General features: G+C 60.3%; 17 protein-coding genes and 1 pseudogene. 10 read left to right on the top strand and 8 right to left on the bottom strand.

Translation table 11 applies throughout. The features are described from left to right. Positions 1-69: 69 nt before the first annotated feature. Both CWI66_RS01320 and CWI66_RS01315 read left to right on the top strand, forming a co-directional pair. A complete protein-coding gene (locus CWI66_RS01320) occupies positions 70-885 on the top strand; it encodes an amidohydrolase (protein ID WP_100730711.1) in 816 nt (271 codons plus the stop codon). Beyond that, positions 885-1,589 carry a pseudouridine synthase gene (locus tag CWI66_RS01315; RefSeq protein ID WP_081135740.1) on the top strand — a complete coding sequence of 235 codons (705 nt, stop codon included), beginning with the start codon at positions 885-887 and terminating at the stop codon, positions 1,587-1,589. Before CWI66_RS01320 ends, CWI66_RS01315 begins: the two co-directional genes overlap by 1 nt. Before the next feature lie 154 nt (positions 1,590-1,743). Here the strand turns inward: CWI66_RS01315 and CWI66_RS01310 are convergent, their stop codons facing one another. The 6 genes from CWI66_RS01310 to gloB are packed head-to-tail and all read right to left on the bottom strand — an operon-like array spanning position 1,744 to position 9,475. Next, on the bottom strand, positions 1,744-3,336 hold the full coding sequence (locus CWI66_RS01310; RefSeq protein ID WP_232710683.1) for an ABC transporter ATP-binding protein: 1,593 nt from the start codon (positions 3,334-3,336) through the stop codon (positions 1,744-1,746). Next, positions 3,329-4,402, bottom strand: a complete 1,074-nt coding sequence (locus CWI66_RS01305; protein ID WP_100730709.1) for an ABC transporter permease — start codon at positions 4,400-4,402, stop codon at positions 3,329-3,331. Before CWI66_RS01305 ends, CWI66_RS01310 begins: the two co-directional genes overlap by 8 nt. Position 4,403: 1 nt before the next feature. Further along, a complete protein-coding gene (locus CWI66_RS01300) occupies positions 4,404-5,477 on the bottom strand; it encodes a microcin C ABC transporter permease YejB (protein WP_026001690.1) in 1,074 nt (357 codons plus the stop codon). A gap of 53 nt (positions 5,478-5,530) precedes the next feature. Further along, entirely contained in the window at positions 5,531-7,399 is a 1,869-nt protein-coding gene (locus CWI66_RS01295) for an extracellular solute-binding protein (protein ID WP_100730708.1), read from the bottom strand. A gap of 52 nt (positions 7,400-7,451) precedes the next feature. Further along, complete coding sequence (locus CWI66_RS01290) at positions 7,452-8,678, bottom strand: transglycosylase SLT domain-containing protein (protein WP_100730707.1); 1,227 nt, start codon at positions 8,676-8,678, stop codon at positions 7,452-7,454. 29 nt (positions 8,679-8,707) lie between these two features. Continuing rightward, positions 8,708-9,475, bottom strand: coding sequence for a hydroxyacylglutathione hydrolase (gene gloB, locus CWI66_RS01285; RefSeq protein ID WP_100730706.1), 768 nt, complete (start codon positions 9,473-9,475; stop codon positions 8,708-8,710). A gap of 108 nt (positions 9,476-9,583) precedes the next feature. Here gloB and CWI66_RS01280 point away from each other — a divergent pair, with 108 nt between their 5' ends. From CWI66_RS01280 to nudC, 4 genes are read left to right on the top strand one after another with little or no spacing between them, the layout of a single operon-like run. Continuing rightward, entirely contained in the window at positions 9,584-10,372 is a 789-nt protein-coding gene (locus CWI66_RS01280; protein ID WP_100730705.1) for a class I SAM-dependent methyltransferase, read from the top strand. Further along, positions 10,365-10,847: a ribonuclease HI gene (gene rnhA / locus CWI66_RS01275; protein ID WP_100730704.1), complete on the top strand. Its 483-nt coding sequence runs from the start codon at positions 10,365-10,367 to the stop codon at positions 10,845-10,847. The genes CWI66_RS01280 and rnhA overlap by 8 nt, the downstream gene beginning before the upstream one ends. Beyond that, complete coding sequence (gene dnaQ / locus CWI66_RS01270) at positions 10,835-11,584, top strand: DNA polymerase III subunit epsilon (RefSeq protein ID WP_100730703.1); 750 nt, start codon at positions 10,835-10,837, stop codon at positions 11,582-11,584. The genes rnhA and dnaQ overlap by 13 nt, the downstream gene beginning before the upstream one ends. Continuing rightward, positions 11,577-12,350, top strand: a complete 774-nt coding sequence (gene nudC / locus CWI66_RS01265) for an NAD(+) diphosphatase (RefSeq protein WP_081194282.1) — start codon at positions 11,577-11,579, stop codon at positions 12,348-12,350. The genes dnaQ and nudC overlap by 8 nt, the downstream gene beginning before the upstream one ends. Positions 12,351-12,354: 4 nt before the next feature. Here the strand turns inward: nudC and CWI66_RS01260 are convergent, their stop codons facing one another. Next, a complete protein-coding gene (locus tag CWI66_RS01260) occupies positions 12,355-12,666 on the bottom strand; it encodes an SCP2 sterol-binding domain-containing protein (RefSeq protein ID WP_016913883.1) in 312 nt (103 codons plus the stop codon). Between the two features lie 161 nt (positions 12,667-12,827). Here CWI66_RS01260 and sohB point away from each other — a divergent pair, with 161 nt between their 5' ends. Continuing rightward, positions 12,828-13,874, top strand: a complete 1,047-nt coding sequence (gene sohB, locus CWI66_RS01255; RefSeq protein ID WP_100730702.1) for a protease SohB — start codon at positions 12,828-12,830, stop codon at positions 13,872-13,874. A gap of 10 nt (positions 13,875-13,884) precedes the next feature. Here the strand turns inward: sohB and CWI66_RS01250 are convergent, their stop codons facing one another. Continuing rightward, on the bottom strand, positions 13,885-14,205 hold the full coding sequence (locus tag CWI66_RS01250; protein ID WP_016913881.1) for an ArsR/SmtB family transcription factor: 321 nt from the start codon (positions 14,203-14,205) through the stop codon (positions 13,885-13,887). 255 nt (positions 14,206-14,460) lie between these two features. On the opposite strand from CWI66_RS01250, the pseudogene CWI66_RS01245 reads away from it, so the two are divergent. The 3 genes and pseudogenes from CWI66_RS01245 to CWI66_RS01235 form a co-directional block, all read left to right on the top strand. Next, positions 14,461-16,398, top strand: a pseudogene (locus CWI66_RS01245) (propionyl-CoA synthetase); the annotation flags it as partial. Positions 16,399-16,536: 138 nt separating this feature from the next. After that, a complete protein-coding gene (locus CWI66_RS01240) occupies positions 16,537-17,205 on the top strand; it encodes a 7-cyano-7-deazaguanine/7-aminomethyl-7-deazaguanine transporter (RefSeq protein ID WP_100730700.1) in 669 nt (222 codons plus the stop codon). A 16-nt stretch (positions 17,206-17,221) separates the two neighbouring features. Then, positions 17,222-18,028: an alpha/beta fold hydrolase gene (locus CWI66_RS01235; protein ID WP_100730699.1), complete on the top strand. Its 807-nt coding sequence runs from the start codon at positions 17,222-17,224 to the stop codon at positions 18,026-18,028. The last annotated feature ends 30 nt before the right edge of the window (positions 18,029-18,058 follow it).

Raw genomic sequence — 18,058 nt, 5'->3', positions numbered from 1 at the left:
AGCCTCATTAACTAAAAATGCTAATCTAGCACACAATCGACCAAGACATTGATGCAAAGGAGGCATGGCATGAGCCAACTGAAAACCAGCCTGGTGCAGTGTGACTTGCGCTGGGAAGACCCCCACGCCAACCACACGCATTTGGCCAAACTGCTGGGCGACCTGGATAGCCGGGACACGGACTTGATCGTGCTGCCCGAAATGTTCGCCACCGGCTTTACCATGAACTCACGCGAGATGGCCCAGCCCATGGCCGACAGCCAGAGCGTGGCCTGGCTGCAAGCGCAGGCGCAGGCCAGGGGCTGTGTGATGACCGGCAGCGTGGCCATCGTGGAGGATGGCCACTACTACAATCGCATGGTGTGGGCGACGCCCGACGGCGAACTGCGCTACTACGATAAGCGCCACCTGTTCCGCATGGCGGGAGAGCATCAGCGATACGGCATGGGGTCGGCGCGGCAGATCGTCGAACTCAAGGGATTCAAGCTGCAGCTCAGCGTTTGCTACGACCTGCGGTTTCCCGTGTGGATGCGCCAGCAGCCAGCAGAAGGCGAGCATTTCGAGTATGATGCCGTGCTCTGCGTGGCTAACTGGCCCGCCCCGCGTCGCCATCCGTGGCGTACGCTGCTGCAAGCTCGCGCGGTGGAAAACCTCGCCTATGTGATAGGCGTCAATCGCGTGGGCGAAGACGCCAAGGGGCTGGCCTATAGCGGCGACTCCATGCTGGTCGATTTCAAGGGCGAACCGCTCATCGACCATCCTGCCCATACCGCGTTCATCGACACCGGAACGCTCGACAAGACGGAACTGGATGCCTTTCGTGACAAATTTCCTGCCTGGCAAGATGCCGATCGCTTTTCGCTGCTGCCGGGAGTGGGGCAATAATGCGCCTTGATCGTTTTTTGAGTGAAACCTCTGCGCTGACCCGCAGCCTCGCCAAGCGCGCCTTGAAAAATGGCGAAGTGACGCTGAATGGCGAGCCCATCAAGCAAGCCGCTACCCATATCGACACGGCCCAGGACGAGGTGCGTTTGAATGGCGAGCGTCTCGAGCTGGTGGGGCTGCGCTATATCATGTTGCACAAGCCCAGGGACGTGGAGTGCACCGCACGCCGGGGTCTGTATCCGCGGGTCATCGATATCATCGATGAGCCCAAGGTAGAACGCCTTCAGCCGGTAGGGCGCTTGGATGTGGACACCACCGGACTGCTGCTATTGACCGATGACGGGCAGTGGTCCCACCGGGTGACCTCGCCGCGCCACCGCTGTGCCAAGGTGTATCTCGCCGAGCTGGCCGAGCCCATGGAAGGTGAGGCGGCTCAGCAGGCGGTCGAGCGCGTGGCCGAAGGCCTGCTGCTGGAAGGTGAAGAGACTCCCACCCAGCCGGCCACGCTGCGTTTCATTACCCCGCAGCAGGCGGAGCTGACCATTACCGAAGGCCGCTACCATCAGGTAAAGCGGATGTTTGCTGCCTTGGGCAACCACGTCGAGGCGCTCCATCGGCACTCGATCGGTAGCCTTGCGTTGCCCGACGATTTGGCACCGGGCGAGTGGCGGGCGTTGACTCAGGAAGAGATCGACAGCTTTTAAACGGGCCATATTTATACCGTTATCTTATCTAGCCTGAAAAAATGACCACACCTTTGGATGTTTTCAGACGCTGGCGGAGAGGCTCGGATCGAGCGCTATCCGCCAGCGATGGATTTTGCCAGAAATGCCCTTGGTGATCAGCTTTTCAGCCTGCTCACGAAAGGTGAGCGGCATTCAAAAGCGCTTGGGTATACGGGTGGCGAGGGTTGGCCAGTACGTCAAGACAATCCCCCTGTTCGACCACCTCGCCATCTTTCAGCACCATGATGCGGTGTGCCATGGCGCGGACGACGGCCAGGTCGTGGCTGATGAACAGATAGCTGAGCTGCCGCCTGGCCTGCAGTTCCCGCAGTAGCGTGACCAGCTGCTTTTGCACGGTGCGGTCCAGGGCAGAGGTGGGCTCGTCGAGGACCAGCAGCTCGGGCTCCAGGATGATGGCCCGAGCCACGGCAATACGCTGGCGTTGGCCGCCTGAAAACTCGTGGGGGTAACGGTCGGCACAACTTTCGGGCAGGCCGACTTCCGTCAGGGTCTGGCGGACGCGCTCGCTGACCTCGTGGTCGCTCAGGCGCGGAAAGTGAAAGCGCAACCCTTCGCTGACGATGTCGAATACGGGCATGCGCGGAGAAAGCGCGCCGTAGGGGTCCTGAAACACCATCTGCAGCCGATGGCGCTGGCGCCGCAGGGCGTCTCCCGTCAGCTCGCTCAGCCGTGCATCGCCCAGGCTCACATCTCCCTCGCTGGCCACCAGCCGCATGATGGCCGAGGCCAGCGTGGTCTTGCCCGACCCGGACTCGCCCACGATGCCCAGGGTCTCACCGGATGCTATGTGCAGATCGGTGGCTTTCAGCGCTTCGAAAGCCGGGGGCTGGCGCTGGAACAGCCGCGTCTTGGGACGTTTGAAGCTGACGCGCAGCTGGCGGGCGCTCAGCAGGGCAGCGCTGCTGAGCGGCGCTGCAGGTCGGCCCTCCGGCTCGGCGGCGATAAGTGCTCGGGTGTAGTCGCTTTGCGGGTTGGCGAAGACCTGTGCGACGGGCCCGGTTTCTTCTACCTTGCCGCGATACATCACGCAGACACGATCGGCATGGCGACGCACCAGGTTGAGGTCGTGGCTGATCAGCAGCAGCCCCATGCCGTGGTGATCGCGTAGCTCCTTGAGTAGCGCCAGAATTTCCTGCTGTACCGTGACGTCCAGCGCCGTGGTGGGTTCGTCGGCAATCAACAGTGCGGGGTTGTTGGCGATGGCCATGGCGATCATGACGCGCTGGCGCTGGCCTCCTGAGAGCTGGTGAGGCCAGGCGTCCAGCAGCTCGTCGGGGCGGGGCAGTTGGACCTGCTCCAGCAGCGTACGCGCCCGCTGCCTGGCGGCTTGTCCGCTCAACCCCTGATGCAGGCGCAGGGTTTCCCCTATCTGCTTGCCAATGCGATGCAGCGGGTTGAGCGATGTCATCGGCTCCTGAAAAATGAACCCGACGCGGTTGCCCCGCAGCGTGTTCCAGTCCCGCTCACGCAGCTGGCTCAGGTCACGGCCTTCCAGCAGGCGCTGGCCAACGACCTGGGCATTGCTGGGCAGCAAGCCAATGGCGCCCAGCGCGGAGACCGACTTGCCCGAGCCAGACTCTCCGACGATGGCCAGGGTTTCCCCCGCATTCAGCGACAGTGACAGTTTGTCGACCACCACTTGGCCATCGAACGCCACGCTGAAGTCGTTCAGGTGCAGCAGAGGGGTGGAGCTAAGTTCAGACATGGGCGGCTTCCCCGGCAGCATTGGCGCCTTGCTTGACGTGGCGAGGGTCGAAGGCATCCCGCAGGCCCTCACCGATGAATACCAGCAGTGACAGCATAATGGCCAGCGTCATGAAGGCCGTGATGCCGAGCCAGGGCGCATGCAGGTTGTTCTTGCCCTGTGCCGCCAGTTCACCCAACGAGGGGGCGCCAGGGGGCAAGCCGAAGCCCAGAAAGTCGAGTGCTGTCAAGGTGCCGATGGCGCCGGTAAAGATGAACGGAATGAATGTAAGCGTGGCCACCATGGCGTTGGGCAGGACATGGCGCCACATGATGAGTCGGGAAGGAAGCCCCATGGCCTTGGCAGCCCGCACGTACTCCAGGTTGCGGGCGCGCAGGAACTCGGCGCGCACGATATCCACCAGGCCCAGCCAGGAAAACAGCAGCATGATGCCCAGTAGCCACCAGAAGCCCGGCTGCACGAAGCTGGCCAGAATGATCAGCAGGAACAGCACCGGCAGCCCGGACCATATTTCCGTGAAACGCTGGCCGATGAGATCCACCTTGCCGCCGAAATAGCCCTGCAGGCCACCGGCAATGACCCCGATGACCAGCGAGCCTGTGGTCAACACCAGCGCGAAAGCCACCGAGAGACGAAAGCCATAAATCACCCGGGCCATGACATCGCGCCCTTGATCATCGGTGCCCAGCCAGTGGCGCCCATCGGGTGGGGCTGGAGAGGGGCGGCTCATCTGCATGTCGAGGGTTTGATACGAAAAGGGGATGATGGGCCAGAGCGCCCAGCCATGGTCGCTAATCTGCTGTTGAATGAATGGATCGAGATAGTCGGTACGGGTGGGCAAAAAGCCGCCGAACTCGGTTTCCGGATAGTCGACCAGCAAGGGAACGTACCACTGGCCGTCGAACTGCATCACGATGGGTTTGTCGTTGGCGATCAGCTCCGCGAACAGGCTGATGATGAACAGTACGCCAAACAGCCACAGCGAGACGCGTGCCCGCCGGTTAGCCTTGAACGCCGCCCAGCGTCGCCGGGTAATTGGGGAAAGGCGGGAGGAGATGGCGCGCATATCAGGACTCCCTGGAGGCGAAATCGATACGTGGGTCGACCCACACGTAGGTCAGGTCAGAAATCAGCTTGAGCACCAGCCCGATGACGGTATACAGGAACAGGGTGCCGAAGATGACCGGGTAGTCGCGTTGCATGACGGCCTCGAAACCCAGTAGCCCCAGCCCATCCAGCGAAAAAATCACCTCGATGAGCAGCGCACCGGTAAAGAAAATGCCGATCATCGCCGAAGGTAGTCCGGCAATGATGATCAGCATGGCGTTACGGAACACGTGGCCATACAGGATACGCTGTTCGTCGGCGCCCTTGGCGCGCGCCGTCAACACATACTGCTTGTGGATTTCATCCAGGAAGCTGTTCTTGGTCAGCATGGTGAGCGTGGCGAAACTGCCGATGGCGGCGGCCAGTACCGGTAGCGTGATATGCCAGAAGTAGTCCTTGATCTTGCCCCAGGTGGAGAGGTCGGCAAAATCGGGGGAAGTAAGGCCTCTCAGCGGGAACCAGTCCAGATACGATCCCCCCGCAAACAGCACGATCAGCAGGATGGCGAACAGAAAGCCGGGGATGGCGTAGCCGACAATGACCAGCCCTGAGCTCCACACGTCGAATCGAGAACCGTGGTGCAGCGCCTTGCGAATGCCCAGCGGAATCGAAATCAGGTAGACCAGCAGGGTGGTCCAAAGGCCCAGCGAGATGGAGACCGGCAAGCGCTCGATCATCAGCTCGATCACCGGGCGGTCGCGAAAGAAGCTGGTGCCAAAATCGAAGGTCAGATAGTCCACCATCATGCCGATAAAGCGCTCATGGGCGGGTTTGTCGAACCCGAACTGCTGCTCCAACTGTTCGATGAAGCGTGGGTCGATACCGCGGGCGCCACGGGAGTCGTCACTGACCTGAATGTCGGCACCGCCCATGTCCAGGCGCGTACTGGCCATGGCGTCGGCCCCTTCGAAACGGGCCAGCATCTGGTCGATAGGCCCTCCCGGTGCTGCCTGAACGATCACGAAGTTCAGCAGCATGATGCCGAACAGTGTCGGGATCATCAGTAGCAGTCGGCGAAGTGTATAGCGTGCCACGGTGCACCCCATGAAATGAGAGTTGAGCCATTGTCTTGTTCTGCGTTCAGCGATTAACGGCGTCGGTTGCGCCGCTCCAGCGCCGCTTCACGCTCACTGTCGACCCACCAGGCATCCAGATCCATGGCGTAGGCCGGTGCTGGATCGGGGTAGCCAAACTTGTCCCACACGGCAATCCGGGTTTCTCCCGAGTGGTAGTGGGGAATCACATAGAACCCCCAGCGCAGCACACGGTCCAGCGCGTGGGTAATGGTATCGAGGGTTGCTCGATCCTCGGCGCGAATCAGCTGTTCCACCAGCGAGTCCACGGCCGGATGCGCCAGAGCCATGCGGTTACGGCTCTGTGGCGACTCGGCGGCCGCGCTGGTCCAGTAGTCGCGCTGCTCGTTGCCGGGGTTGTTGGATTGGGGGAAGTGGCTGATGACCATGTCGTAATCGTAGCTGCGCACGCGGTTCAGGTACTGGTTGATATCGACGATGCGCATGGAGGTCTGGATACCCAGGCGCGCCATGTTACGCAGCATGGGCTGTACCACCCGTTCCATGCCGGAGTCGTACATCAATACTTCCAGGCTAAGCGGCCGCCCCGTCTGCTCGTTGATCAATACGCCATCTTCCACCACGTATCCGGCGTCTTCCAACAGCGTCAGTGCACGCCGGAGTCGTTCGCGTAGCTCGGTGGGGTGCTCGATGGGCAGCGGGTCGGTAAACAGCCGCTCGGATCGATGCGACGCCAGCAGCTCGTCACGGAAGGGCTCCAGCAGCGCCAGCTCCTCTTCGGTAGGCAGACCGACGGCTTCCATTTCGGAGTTTTGAAAGAAGCTCTCGGTGCGGTAGTACGTATCGTAAAAGATATTGGTGTTTAGCCACGGGAAATCGAAGGTGAGGCTCAGCGCTTCGCGTACCCGTGGGTCCTGGAATTTCTCGCGCCGCAGGTTGAACACGAAGGCCTGCATCATCGAGGGATTGACGTCGGGCACGGTAATCCGTTTGACCTGCCCCTGGCGATAGGCCGGAAAGTCGTAGCCAATCGCCCAGGTGGCGGCGCGGGCATCGATACGAAAATCGGTCAAGCCCGCCTTGAAAGCCTCCCAAGCGATATCACGATCCCGATAGTACTCGTAGGTGATGCGGTCGATGTTATAGCGCCCGACATTGACGGGGAGATCCTTGCCCCAGTAATTATCGTCGCGCTGGTAGACGATACGGCGGCCAGGGTCGACCTCGCTGATGCGATAGGGGCCAGAGCCCGGATGGGCCGCCAGGGTGGGGGCGGTAAAGTCACGGGGTTCCCAATAGTGGCGCGGCAGGATCGGCATCTGCGCGACGATCAACGGCAGCTCGCGGGACTGAGTGTCGTTGAATTCAAAACGTACCTGATGTTCGCTGAGCGCCGTGACCTTTTCTACCCCGGCATAGTAGCTGGCGTAAAAAGGGTTGCCCTGTTCGCGCAGCAGGTCAAAGGTGAAGACTACGTCGTAAGCGGTGACCGGCTCCCCATCCTGAAAGCGTGCCTGCTCGTGCAGATCGAACTCGATCCACTCACGCTCAGGGTCCAGACGCACGCCACGGGCCAGCAGGCCATACAGGCTGAACGGCTCGTTGGGGTTGCTCTCCATCAGCGTGTCGTAAATTTGTGAGATGCCGGTGGCGGGAGTGCCGCGAATGATGAAAGGGTTGGTGGAGTCGAAACTGCCGCCTACAGCGGTATGGGTGATGGAACCGCCCTTGGGTGCCAGGGGGTTGACGTGGGGGAAGTAGGCAAAGTCTTCGGGCAGCTCAGGACTATCATAAAGCGATAGCCCATGCACCGTGGGGACGGGGGCGCTACCCTCGTCTGGCGGTGAGGCCCATAACGTGGCACTCAGCAATAGGCCACCGACCAGTAGAACTGCTTTCGACAACAACTCACCGCGTGGCATTGGTAACGTCCTGTAGTGGCAAAACCGGGGTGGTCACGGGGTTCAGGCCGCCCTAGCCACCCGATAATGAGAGCAGCTGACCGGGCTGTAGGGCTTCCGGGCGATCCAGCCCATTCCACCTGATTAAATCTTGCTGATCAAGCTTATAGCGTGCGGCAATTGTGGAAAGATTGTCGCCCCGTTCAACGCGGTGTACCGAAGGGGAGTCTGCTGCCACGTAGCTGCCGCTGGATTGTGATAGCTGTGCCAGCACCTGGGTGTCCACTTCCTCGGGTACCAGCAGCGTTTGTGCGCTGTTGGGGTCGATGCTGCCGTTCAACAGGCCCGGGTTCAGCTCGGCTAGCGCCGACTGGCTGACATCCAGCATGCGAGAGGCCTGTGCCAGGCTGACGGGCTGTTCCAGCTGTACCTTGGCAAAGGCCGGTTCCGCGTGAATGTCAGGCAAGCTGACACCATAGCGTTCGGGGTTGTCGATGATGGTGGCAATGGCCTTCAGTTTGGGAACGTACTGCATGGTTTCGTTGGGCAGCGTCAGATCCCAGTAGTGGCCTGCCAGGCCCTGGTTCTGGGCCTGCTGGCGTGCGCGATTGACCGTGCCTGCACCTGCGTTGTAAGCCGCCAGAGAGAGCATCAGGTCGCCTTCGTACCACTCGTCGGCCTGCATTTCCAGGTAATTGAGCGCGGCGTCGGTGGACGTCACTACGTCCAGGCGGCCGTCGTACTGGCCGTTGCGTACCAGGCCCAGTGCATCACCGGTGCCGGGCATGAACTGCCATAACCCGGCGGCGCCCATATGGCTGCGGGCGCTGGGGTCGAAGGAGCTTTCGACGAAGGGGATCAGGGCAATTTCACCGGGCAGGCCGCGTTCGGATACCTGCTGGGCAATCCAGGCAAGCCAGGGCGTGGCACGCTCGGTGATCGAGACGATATTCTGGGGGCTGGCGCTGTAGAGTTGAATCCACTCGTCTACCCGGGCCTGGGCATCGGCAGATAGGTGCTTCTCCTGCCACTGAAAACTCGAGCGCAGGATGCTCCAGGCATCCTGGGGCTGTAGTTCGAGGGCTTCCCAGAAGTGGTGCTGAAACGCAGAGGGTTGGGCCGTCAAGGCATTTTCCGCATTATCCAGCGCAGAGGAGGCGTCGTCGCTACTGGCGTGGGCGCCCCACTGAGGGGCCGTAGCAGAGGCTTGGGTATTCGCGGCGGCGGCCAAAAAAAGGCCCATAATAACCGTACTGCCGGCGCTCAATAACAAGCGCTGGCGAAGCGTTCGATAAGTCATAGTGTATTCGTTTCTATTCGATAGCGTTCTTAAAAACGGTTCTTCCACTCGCGCAGAGTGGTGAACGTAGCGAGTTCATCGTCATTTGCCCCTTGCTGGCCAGCGGCCAAGCGCACGCTTTCAGTGCCGACACGCAGGTAAGGGTTGATCGTCAGCTCGCGTCCTATCGTGCTGGGTAAGGTGGGCCTGCCTAGCGCCCTGGCCTTCTCGCACTCCTGTTGTGCGCGTGTTACAGCATCGTTGTCAGGATCCGCAGCACGTGCAAAGCTCAGATTTGCCTGAGTATATTCATGCGCTGCAAAGACCAGTGTTTCATGGGGGAGTTCCGCAAGACGACGCAGTGAGTTCAGCATTTGCTCCGGTGTGCCTTCGAAAAGACGTCCGCAGCCAGCATGAAACAGCGTGTCGCCACAGAACAGAAGAGCGGGAATACCCGGTGTAAAGTAGCTGATATGATCCAGCGTATGGCCGGGGGTCTCCATCACTTCGAAGGCGCGACCCAGCACTCTTACCTGATCGCCCTCGCCGACGCGCTGGTCGATACCTTGAATGTCCGGGTTATGGGGACCAATCACCAAGGGGGCGTAGCGCTCTTTCAGCGCCGCCAGCCCGCCGGTGTGGTCATGATGATGATGCGTGATCAAAATCGAATCGAGGGTCAGGGATTCTCGCTCGAGGAAATCGATCACGGGGGGCGCTTCACCGGGGTCCACCACGCAAACGCCTTGACTGTTATCCTGTCTTATCAGCCAAATATAGTTGTCGCTTAAGGCGGGTATCGGTGTCACGCTCATCATGGGCGAGATCCCTCGGAGTTTGTCAGACCTGCTCGAAAATTGCCGTGCGCCGCATCATGTGGCAGCGCGCCCTTCAAAAGCCCAATACTGTGGAGGCAAGAGTCGTTCATGTCAAATTCGCCGGATGTCACACGACTTGCCCGCTCTCTGGCTCAGGCCCGCGCCTATTGGCAAACGGATGCCGGGCGTTCGCTGTGGGAAGCCCAGCGCGCCTGCCTGGGGCCGGTGGTAGAAGGTCGAAAAGGTGGGCACAGCCTGGAGATGGGGATGGCCCCGCCATTGATGACCATGTCCAGTATTGCCCATCAGGTGGTCTGGGCGCCGAACAGAGAGAGCGCAGAGGGTGAGTCCACCCTGATTTGCCCCCCGGAACAGCTGGCGCTCCCGGACCGCTGTCTGGACGTCATGGCGATTCATCACTGGCTCGAATATTTGCCGGATGCGCACCATACGCTGCAGGAAGCCGCCCGTGTGACCGCCGACAACGGTGTGCTGGTGCTGTTTGGCTTCAACCCGGTAGGCCTCAACGGGCTCAGTCGCCGGTGGCGCAAGGCCGAATATCCGTGGCAAGGCCAGTGGCGCACGGTGAACCGCCTGCGGGACTGGCTCGCGTTTGTCGATTTCGAGGTGGAGCGCGTAGACTACTGCTGTTTTCGTGGCCCCATGAGCACCACTTGCCGCGAACGCTGGGAGCGGCTGGGCCGACGCCACAACATGCCGCTGGGTGAGAGTTACATGATTCAGGCGCAGCGTCGGCAGCGTCATGCCCCCATCCAGCGCGTCAAGTTTGGTTTGCGTACGCCGGTTTCGTCGTCTCTTGGCGTCACACGTACCAGCACAGCCGCCCGGCTACCCGCTGGAAAACGACGTATGGAAAAGGATAGTGAGCGTGAGTAACCAAACAGCCAGTGAGCTGCCCCGTGTCACGGTGTATACCGATGGGGCGTGTCGTGGCAATCCTGGCCCCGGCGGATGGGGAGTGCTGCTGGTCAGCGGTACCCATGAGAAGACCTTGAAAGGCTTCGAGGCGAACACCACCAACAATCGCATGGAGTTGATGGCGGCCATCATGGCGCTGCGCACGCTCAACAAGCCCTGTGAAGTGGCGTTGTGGACCGATTCGCAGTACGTCCGCCAGGGCATTACCCAGTGGATTCACAACTGGATGAAACGCGGCTGGAAAACCGCTTCCAAACAGCCGGTGAAGAATGCCGAGCTTTGGAAGTCACTGCACGAAGAGACCCAGCGCCATCGTGTCGAGTGGCACTGGATCAAAGGGCATAGTGGCCACCCCGGTAACGAGCGCGCCGACGCCCTGGCCAACGAAGCCATCGATGAGCATCAGAGGAGCAAGACCCCATGCGCCAGGTAATTCTGGATACTGAAACGACAGGTATCGACCCCAAGGATGGCCACCGTCTGGTAGAGATCGGCGCCGTCGAGATGGTCAATCGGCGGTTCACCGGGCGCACCTACCACCAATACATCAACCCCGAGCGTCATATCGATGCCGAGGTGGTGGCCGTCCACGGTATCGATAATGCCAAAGTAGCCAACGAGCCGGTATTTGCCCAGGTTGCCGACGATTTTTGGGCCTTCATCGAAGGTGCCGAGCTGGTCATTCACAACGCGCCGTTCGACGTGGGCTTCATCGACCACGAGCTGAACATGCTCAACAAGCGGCGTAAGTCGCCGGTATTGGGGCCGGTCAGGGAGCACTGCCGTATCCTCGATACGCTGGTCATGGCCCGCGAAATGCACCCGGGTCAGCGCAACAATCTGGATGCGCTTTGCAAGCGATATGACATCGATAACGGCCACCGGGTGCTTCACGGGGCCTTGCTGGATGCGGAAATTCTGGCCGATGTCTACCTGGCGATGACCGGTGGGCAAACGGCGTTGACCCTGGATGCCGAGAGTGGCAATGACCAGCGTAAAGAGCGCCAAGCCAACGAAGGGCTGTCGGTTCAGCGGCTGTCGCTGGCGCCAGGGCAGCTACGAGTGATTCGCCCCAGTGCAGAAGAGCAGGCCGCCCATCAGGCAAAGTGCCAAGCGCATCAGCTGCGCTGGCTGTCGGCAAGCGGTGAGAGTGGTACGGCCGATGCTTAGACGTGAAATTCCGCACCATGCGCGTGAAGGCCGAGTGATTCGCGTCGCGCGCAGCCATATAGCACCGGCACCGCTGGTGGGTGAGCTGTCTCCGCTTCAGCCCCATCAGCCCTGGGACGAGCACATGCAGCCCCTGTGCTACTGGCATGACGAGCCCGTGGCCTTGCAGGTCGAAAGTGCGCCGGGGGATGGCTGGATAGAGGGGCGCCAGTGGCTATCAGAACTGCCAGCCTCATGGTTTAGCCTGCTGGCCACGGCCTTGCAGGTCGGTGCCTGGCTGGAAAACCACCGTTTTTGCAGCCGCTGCGGTGAACGAGCCTCCAAACTGGAAGCCGAATTCGCCATGCACTGCTATGCGTGCGGGCATCGCAACTACCCGCGAATTTCACCCTGTATCATCACGCTGGTGACCCGGGGGGAAGCCATGCTGCTGGCCCGTAGCCCGCGCTTTCCGCCCGGGCGCTACTCTACCCTGGCAGGGTTCATCGAGCCGGGGGAGTCAGCAGAGGAGGCGGTGCACCGGGAAGTGTTCGAAGAGGTGGGGGTGCATGTGGATCAACTGCGCTATCACCACAGCCAGGCATGGCCTTTCCCGCATTCGCTGATGCTGGGCTATTTTGCGGAAGCGACCACTCAACGGATCATGATCGACGGGGTCGAAATCAGCGATGCTGCCTGGTTTTCGCCGCGGCAGCTGCCTGCGCTGCCGCCGCCTTACTCTATTTCACGGGACTTGATCGAAACGCACTTGGCCCGCTGGCGCTGAGGGCTTACCTGGCCGGAAACAGGCTAGTCAGCTTGGTGGCCAGCATGACATTGCCGGTCGCCTTGAGCTTGCCGGTCATGAACGCGGTCATGCCATTGATGTCGCCACTCATGATGCCCTTGAGGGTATCGGTGCTCAGGCTCAAGCTCACCGAAGGGTCGTCGTGTTCGCCTTCATGCACTCCCAGGCTACCGTCCTGAACCGAGAGATAGTGGCTGCCAGCATCGGAAAAATGAAACTGGAAAACTTCGTTCATGCCTTTGGCTGCTTCGGGGTCGAAGCGGGACTGCAGTTTTTCAAGGGTATTGGATGACATAAGGTATGCTCACGTAACAGTTGATGTGGATTGACGTTATCTCACGAGAGTATTTCAAACAGTTGTTTTAATCAAGCCTCGTTGACACTTCCTCACAATCTGCGGATAAAGCCCGTACACTAATACTTTCCAGCGTTTAAAAATACCTGAGGAGATGAGTCATGGCGGAATGGTTGGTGGAAATGGGCACCTTCCTGCTGCAAACCACGCTGGTGCTGGCAGCAGCGGCAGCGTTGCTGATGCTGGTGATGCGAAGCAAGGAGTCCCCGTCATCGGGATTGAGGCTACAGGTAGAATCCCTGAACGACCAGCGTCGAGCCCGTGGCCGGCGGCTGCGGGTCAACACGACCGAGCAGGGCGCCCGCAAGAAGCTGATCAAGGCCTTTCGTCAGGAAGAGAAGGCGCGGCAAAAGGCGGCCAAGCAGGGTAAGAGTCCTTCTGACGCTGTTCAAAAACTATGGGTGCTGGATTTCCATGGCGATATCAAGGCCTCCCAGGCTGAAACCTTTGCCCAGGAAGTGTCGGCGGTGATCGATGTGGCCAGCGCCAGTGACGAAGTGGTGGTGCGTCTGGAGTCGGCGGGCGGATTGGTGCACGCCTATGGGCTGGTGTCGGCTCAGTTGGACCGGCTGCGGGAAGCGGGGCTGACCACCACGGTGTGTATCGATAAAGTCGCGGCCAGCGGTGGCTATATGATGGCGTGTACCGCTCACCACATCAAAGCGGCCCCATTTGCGGTCATTGGCTCCATTGGGGTAGTGGCTCAGGTGCCCAATATCCACCGTTTACTTAAACGCAACGATATCGACGTGGAGCTGCTCACCGCTGGCAAGTACAAGCGTACCTTGTCCATACTGGGAGAAAACACCGAGGAAGGGCGCGAGAAGTTCATCGACGACCTCGAGAATACCCATCGTTTGTTCAAGTCTTTTGTGGCCAGCCACCGACCCGACATGGATATCGAGCAGCTGGCGACGGGAGAGATCTGGTACGGCAGCGAAGCGCTGGAACACAAGCTGATAGACAGCGTGGGCACCAGCGAAGCCTACCTGGTCGAGCGCATGGCCGATGCGCAGGTATACCGGGTGAAGCTGGAACCGCCGAAGACCATGGGGCGCCGGTTTGGCCTTGCGGTGTCGGCGGGCATCGAGAATGCGCTGGTGAAAGCGCTGGGGGTGGTCGAGTCAGCCGGTTGGTTGCGTCGTTGACCTGACAGCGTCAGGCCGCATAGTGCTGTGCCAGGGTACTGATGATTGCCCTGGCGCTGTCACTGTTGAGCGAGTAATAGATGGTTTGCGATTCACGGCGCGTATCGACCAGCTTGTCTCGGCGCAAAATGGCCAGGTGCTGGGAAAGCGCAGACTGGCTCAGCGACAGCTGTTGATTGATCTGCGTGACAGAGAGCTCCGTCTCTGCCAGCAAGCAAAGAATTTGCAGCCGTTTTTCATTGGCCAGAGCCTTGAGCAGCTGGGTGCCAGCCTCGATGGCGAGCCCATTGTGTTCCAGAAGGCGTGCAGCGGCGCTAGTAGAAGCAGACATGAAACTCTCCTTGCCTACACTGTAGTGACAGCGTTGTTATTGATTATGTAGCCATCGTCGCGTCGCGAGGATTGGGTTGTTGAATGATCATTAATTTAGCGCTTTTTGTCCAAATGCGCGATTAACGTTCTATCAATGGTAAGCGTCGATTTTTTGTCGACAATCTCTCTTTTCCATATTCGCTTTGGTCGAATTTAAGCCCATAGTATGAGGGTGAAAGCGCGCTTTGCTTTGTAGAGTGTCAACAATCAAGTTCACAACAATGACAAGGCCGCCATGAACCGTTACCACTCCATCTACCAGCAGTCGGTTGAACAGCCAGAAGCGTTCTGGGCCGCACAGGCTCGCAAACTGCCCTGGTATACGCCCCCCAGTACTATCCTCAGCTATGACGAACAGCGGCATGCCCGCTGGTTTGGTGATGGCGTGCTCAATATCTGCCACGCTGCCATCGATGTACACGTAGAGCAGGGCCGCGGCGAACAGGCGGCCATTTTCTGGGACTCGCCGGTTACCCGCGGCAAACAGACGCTCACTTACCGCCAGCTGCGCGACCGGGTCGCCAAGGTAGCCGGAGGCCTGGCGCAATTGGGCGTCACCAAGGGTGACCGGGTGGTCATTTACATGCCCATGGTACCGGAGGCGCTGATTGCCATGTACGCCTGTGCCCGCCTGGGCGCGGTGCACTCCGTGGTCTTTGGCGGCTTTGCCCCCCACGAGCTGGCGGTACGCATCGAAGATGCCGAGCCAAGGGTAGTCATTGCGGCTTCTTGCGGGGTGGAGGTCGACAAGGTGCTGCCTTACAAGCCCATCGTGGAGCGCGCCATCGAGCTGAGTAGCTTCAAACCCCAAGCGTGCGTGGTGTTCCAGCGCGACGCCCACCAGGCCGAGCTGCAGCCGGAGGATCACGATTGGGCAACGCTCGAAGCCAGTGCCCAGGCCGCTGACTGTGTGCCCGTCAAGGCGACCGATCCGCTGTATATCCTCTACACCTCCGGCACCACGGGCAAGCCCAAGGGCGTGGTACGCGATACGGGTGGTTACGCCGTGGCGCTGCACTACTCCATGGAGGCCATTTACGACCTGGCGCCGGGCGATGTGATGTTCACGGCTTCGGATGTGGGGTGGGTCGTCGGGCACTCCTATATCGTTTACGCGCCGCTGCTACGTGGCTGCACCACGGTGGTATACGAAGGCAAGCCCGTGCGCACGCCGGATGCCGGGGCGTTCTGGCGGCTGATCGAGGAGTACCGCGTCAAGAGCTTCTTTACAGCGCCCACGGCATTCCGTGCCATCAAGAAAGAGGATCCGGACGCAAAGCTACTCTCACAATACGATATCAGCAGCCTGAAACATCTGTATGTGGCGGGGGAGCGGCTCGATCCACCCACGTTCCATTGGCTGGATGACCTGCTGGACGTACCGGTGATCGATCATTGGTGGCAAACCGAAACCGGCTGGCCGATTGCCGCCAACTTGCCCGGCATCGAAGCCGTGCCCACCAAGGCCGGTTCGGCCACGTATCCCGTGCCCGGCTTCGACGTACGCATTCTGGATCGCGACGGCGAGCAGGCCGAGGCCATGCAGCAGGGCAGCGTGGTGATCAAGCAGCCGCTGCCGCCAGGCTGTTTGATCGGCGTATGGCAGGACCCGCAGCGTTTCCACACTGCCTACATGGCGGCTTTCCCGGGTTTTTACCTGACCGGGGATGGCGGCTATTTCGATGAGGAGGGCTACCTGTTCATCATGGGGCGCACCGATGACGTGATCAATGTGGCGGGGCATCGCCTCTCCACCGGTGAAATGGAGGAAGTGGTGGGGGCACACCCCGCAGTGGCCGAATGCGCGGTGATTGGCATTCATGACGAGTTGAAAGGGCAGCTCCCGATAGGACTGGTCATTCCCAAGGATGGCTTCCAGGGCGACGAAGCGACGCTGGAAGCCGAACTCATCGAGCGGGTGCGTGAACATATCGGCCCGATTGCCTGCTTCAAGCAGGTGCTGGTGGTCAATCGGCTACCGAAAACCCGTTCGGGCAAAATATTGCGCAAGCTGCTGCGCAATATCGCCGATGGCAAGTCCTACGGTATTCCATCGACCATCGATGACCCCACCAGCCTCGATGACGTGCATGACGTCATGTGTCAGCGTCAGGTAGGTACCGCAGAGCAAGCGAAGCCGCAGCAGGACTGAAACCAGCTTGGCCGCCCGGAGAGCCTGGGCGGCTTTCATTACCAGCGGGAAGGCGTATAATGCGCGCCCCAGTAGCGTCATTACGCTGTTCACGAGGGTTCCCTAACCCCTCTTGCCACCAAAAAAAGGTCTCGCTCCATGTTTGCGCTCACCGATCTTCAGCATCGCCGTTGCCTGACGGTAATGGTTCTCTTTCATATTGCCATCATTGCCGCCAGCAACTATCTGGTGCAGCTTCCCTTTACGCTGTTCGGCTTTCACACCACCTGGGGAGCCTTCAGCTTTCCGTTCATCTTTCTGGCCACCGACCTGACCGTACGCCTGTTTGGTAAAGGGCCGGCACGCGCCATCGTATTACGGGTCATGTTTCCCGCGCTGTTGGTATCCTATGTAGTGTCAGTGGTGTTTCCCCGTGGCAGTTTCGCGGGCCTTGAGGCGTTGGGCGAGTGGAACCTGTTCGTGGCGCGGATTGCCCTGGCCAGCTTCCTGGCCTACGTGCTGGGCCAATTGCTGGATGTGCAGGTCTTTGACCGGTTGCGCCAATGGGCCTGGTGGGTAGCGCCGGTCTGCTCCACTATCCTGGGTAACTTGGCGGATACTTTTGCCTTTTTTGCGACCGCCTTTTACAACAGCCCCGATCCGTTCATGGCCGCCCACTGGGTGGAAATTGCCACGGTGGATTACGTCATCAAACTGGCGATCAGCCTGCTGTTTTTCCTGCCGTTGTACGGCTTATTGCTGGCGTGGCTGACGCGCAGGCTGGTGGTATGGACCGGCCAGACAGGCGCCGAACCACGCACCGCTTAATCATCAAGGAGCCCCCATGACCGAACAGGCCACTGTCGACCTGCATGTGATCGATCTGCCCGCCGAGGTGGAAGCACCTCAGCAAGCGCCGCTGATCGTCATTCATGGATTGTTGGGAAGTGCCGACAACTGGCGCTCGCATCTCAAGGTGTGGCAGCGCCAGCGCCGGGTGGTGGCGGTGGATCTGCGCAATCATGGCCGCTCGCCCCATGCCGAAGGTATGCGCTACACCGCTATGAGTGATGACGTGCTGGCCGTGATGGACAAGCTCTCCATCGAGAACGCGCATATTCTTGGCCACTCCATGGGCGGAAAAGTGGCCATGACGCTGGCTCGGCAAGCTCCCGAGCGCTGCCTGTCGCTGATGGTGGCCGATATCGCCCCGGTGGCCTACCAGCATGGTCATGACGATGTGTTCGCGGCGCTGAATCGCGTCAGAGACGCCAAGCCTGCCAATCGCCGTGAAGCCGATGCGCTATTGGCGGAGCATGTCAGCGAGCGGCCCACGCGCCTGTTCCTGGCCACCAACCTGGTACGAGACGAGCAGGGGAGGATGAGCATTCGCGTGGGGCTGGACGAGATTCAGCGTGGCTATGAGCACATCATCGGTGAGCCGGAAGGAGAGGCTGCCTACGAGGGGCCAACGCTGGTGCTGCGTGGGGCCAACTCTCACTACGTGACGGATGAGATGCTGCCCAGGCTACGCGAAGTGCTGCCACGGGCCCGCCTGGTGACGCTGAAGAATGCTGGGCATTGGCTGCATGCTGATCAGCCAGAAGCGTTTCAGCAGGGGATCGACGCTTTTATTGCGGCGCACTCCTGACGCTGGCCCACTCAATCCAACCACCAATCC

This window comes from Halomonas sp. 141 (assembly GCF_002810305.1).
GTDB lineage: Bacteria > Pseudomonadota > Gammaproteobacteria > Pseudomonadales > Halomonadaceae > Vreelandella > Vreelandella stevensii.
Note: the sequence above shows the minus strand (reverse complement) of the source record. Positions and strands in the feature narration are given on the sequence as shown.

What these genes read in the sequence shown, in the direction of transcription:
- CWI66_RS01320 (WP_100730711.1), top strand. Translation starts at nt 70, where the DNA reads ATGAGCCAACTGAAAACCAGCCTGGTGCAGTGTGACTTGCGCTGGGAA.
- CWI66_RS01315 (WP_081135740.1), top strand. Translation starts at nt 885, where the DNA reads ATGCGCCTTGATCGTTTTTTGAGTGAAACCTCTGCGCTGACCCGCAGC.
- CWI66_RS01310 (WP_232710683.1), bottom strand. Translation starts at nt 3,336, where the DNA reads ATGTCTGAACTTAGCTCCACCCCTCTGCTGCACCTGAACGACTTCAGC.
- CWI66_RS01305 (WP_100730709.1), bottom strand. Translation starts at nt 4,402, where the DNA reads ATGCGCGCCATCTCCTCCCGCCTTTCCCCAATTACCCGGCGACGCTGG.
- CWI66_RS01295 (WP_100730708.1), bottom strand. Translation starts at nt 7,399, where the DNA reads ATGCCACGCGGTGAGTTGTTGTCGAAAGCAGTTCTACTGGTCGGTGGC.
- CWI66_RS01290 (WP_100730707.1), bottom strand. Translation starts at nt 8,678, where the DNA reads ATGACTTATCGAACGCTTCGCCAGCGCTTGTTATTGAGCGCCGGCAGT.
- gloB (WP_100730706.1), bottom strand. Translation starts at nt 9,475, where the DNA reads ATGATGAGCGTGACACCGATACCCGCCTTAAGCGACAACTATATTTGG.
- CWI66_RS01280 (WP_100730705.1), top strand. Translation starts at nt 9,584, where the DNA reads ATGTCAAATTCGCCGGATGTCACACGACTTGCCCGCTCTCTGGCTCAG.
- dnaQ (WP_100730703.1), top strand. Translation starts at nt 10,835, where the DNA reads ATGCGCCAGGTAATTCTGGATACTGAAACGACAGGTATCGACCCCAAG.
- nudC (WP_081194282.1), top strand. Translation starts at nt 11,577, where the DNA reads ATGCTTAGACGTGAAATTCCGCACCATGCGCGTGAAGGCCGAGTGATT.
- CWI66_RS01260 (WP_016913883.1), bottom strand. Translation starts at nt 12,666, where the DNA reads ATGTCATCCAATACCCTTGAAAAACTGCAGTCCCGCTTCGACCCCGAA.
- sohB (WP_100730702.1), top strand. Translation starts at nt 12,828, where the DNA reads ATGGCGGAATGGTTGGTGGAAATGGGCACCTTCCTGCTGCAAACCACG.
- CWI66_RS01250 (WP_016913881.1), bottom strand. Translation starts at nt 14,205, where the DNA reads ATGTCTGCTTCTACTAGCGCCGCTGCACGCCTTCTGGAACACAATGGG.
- CWI66_RS01240 (WP_100730700.1), top strand. Translation starts at nt 16,537, where the DNA reads ATGTTTGCGCTCACCGATCTTCAGCATCGCCGTTGCCTGACGGTAATG.
- CWI66_RS01235 (WP_100730699.1), top strand. Translation starts at nt 17,222, where the DNA reads ATGACCGAACAGGCCACTGTCGACCTGCATGTGATCGATCTGCCCGCC.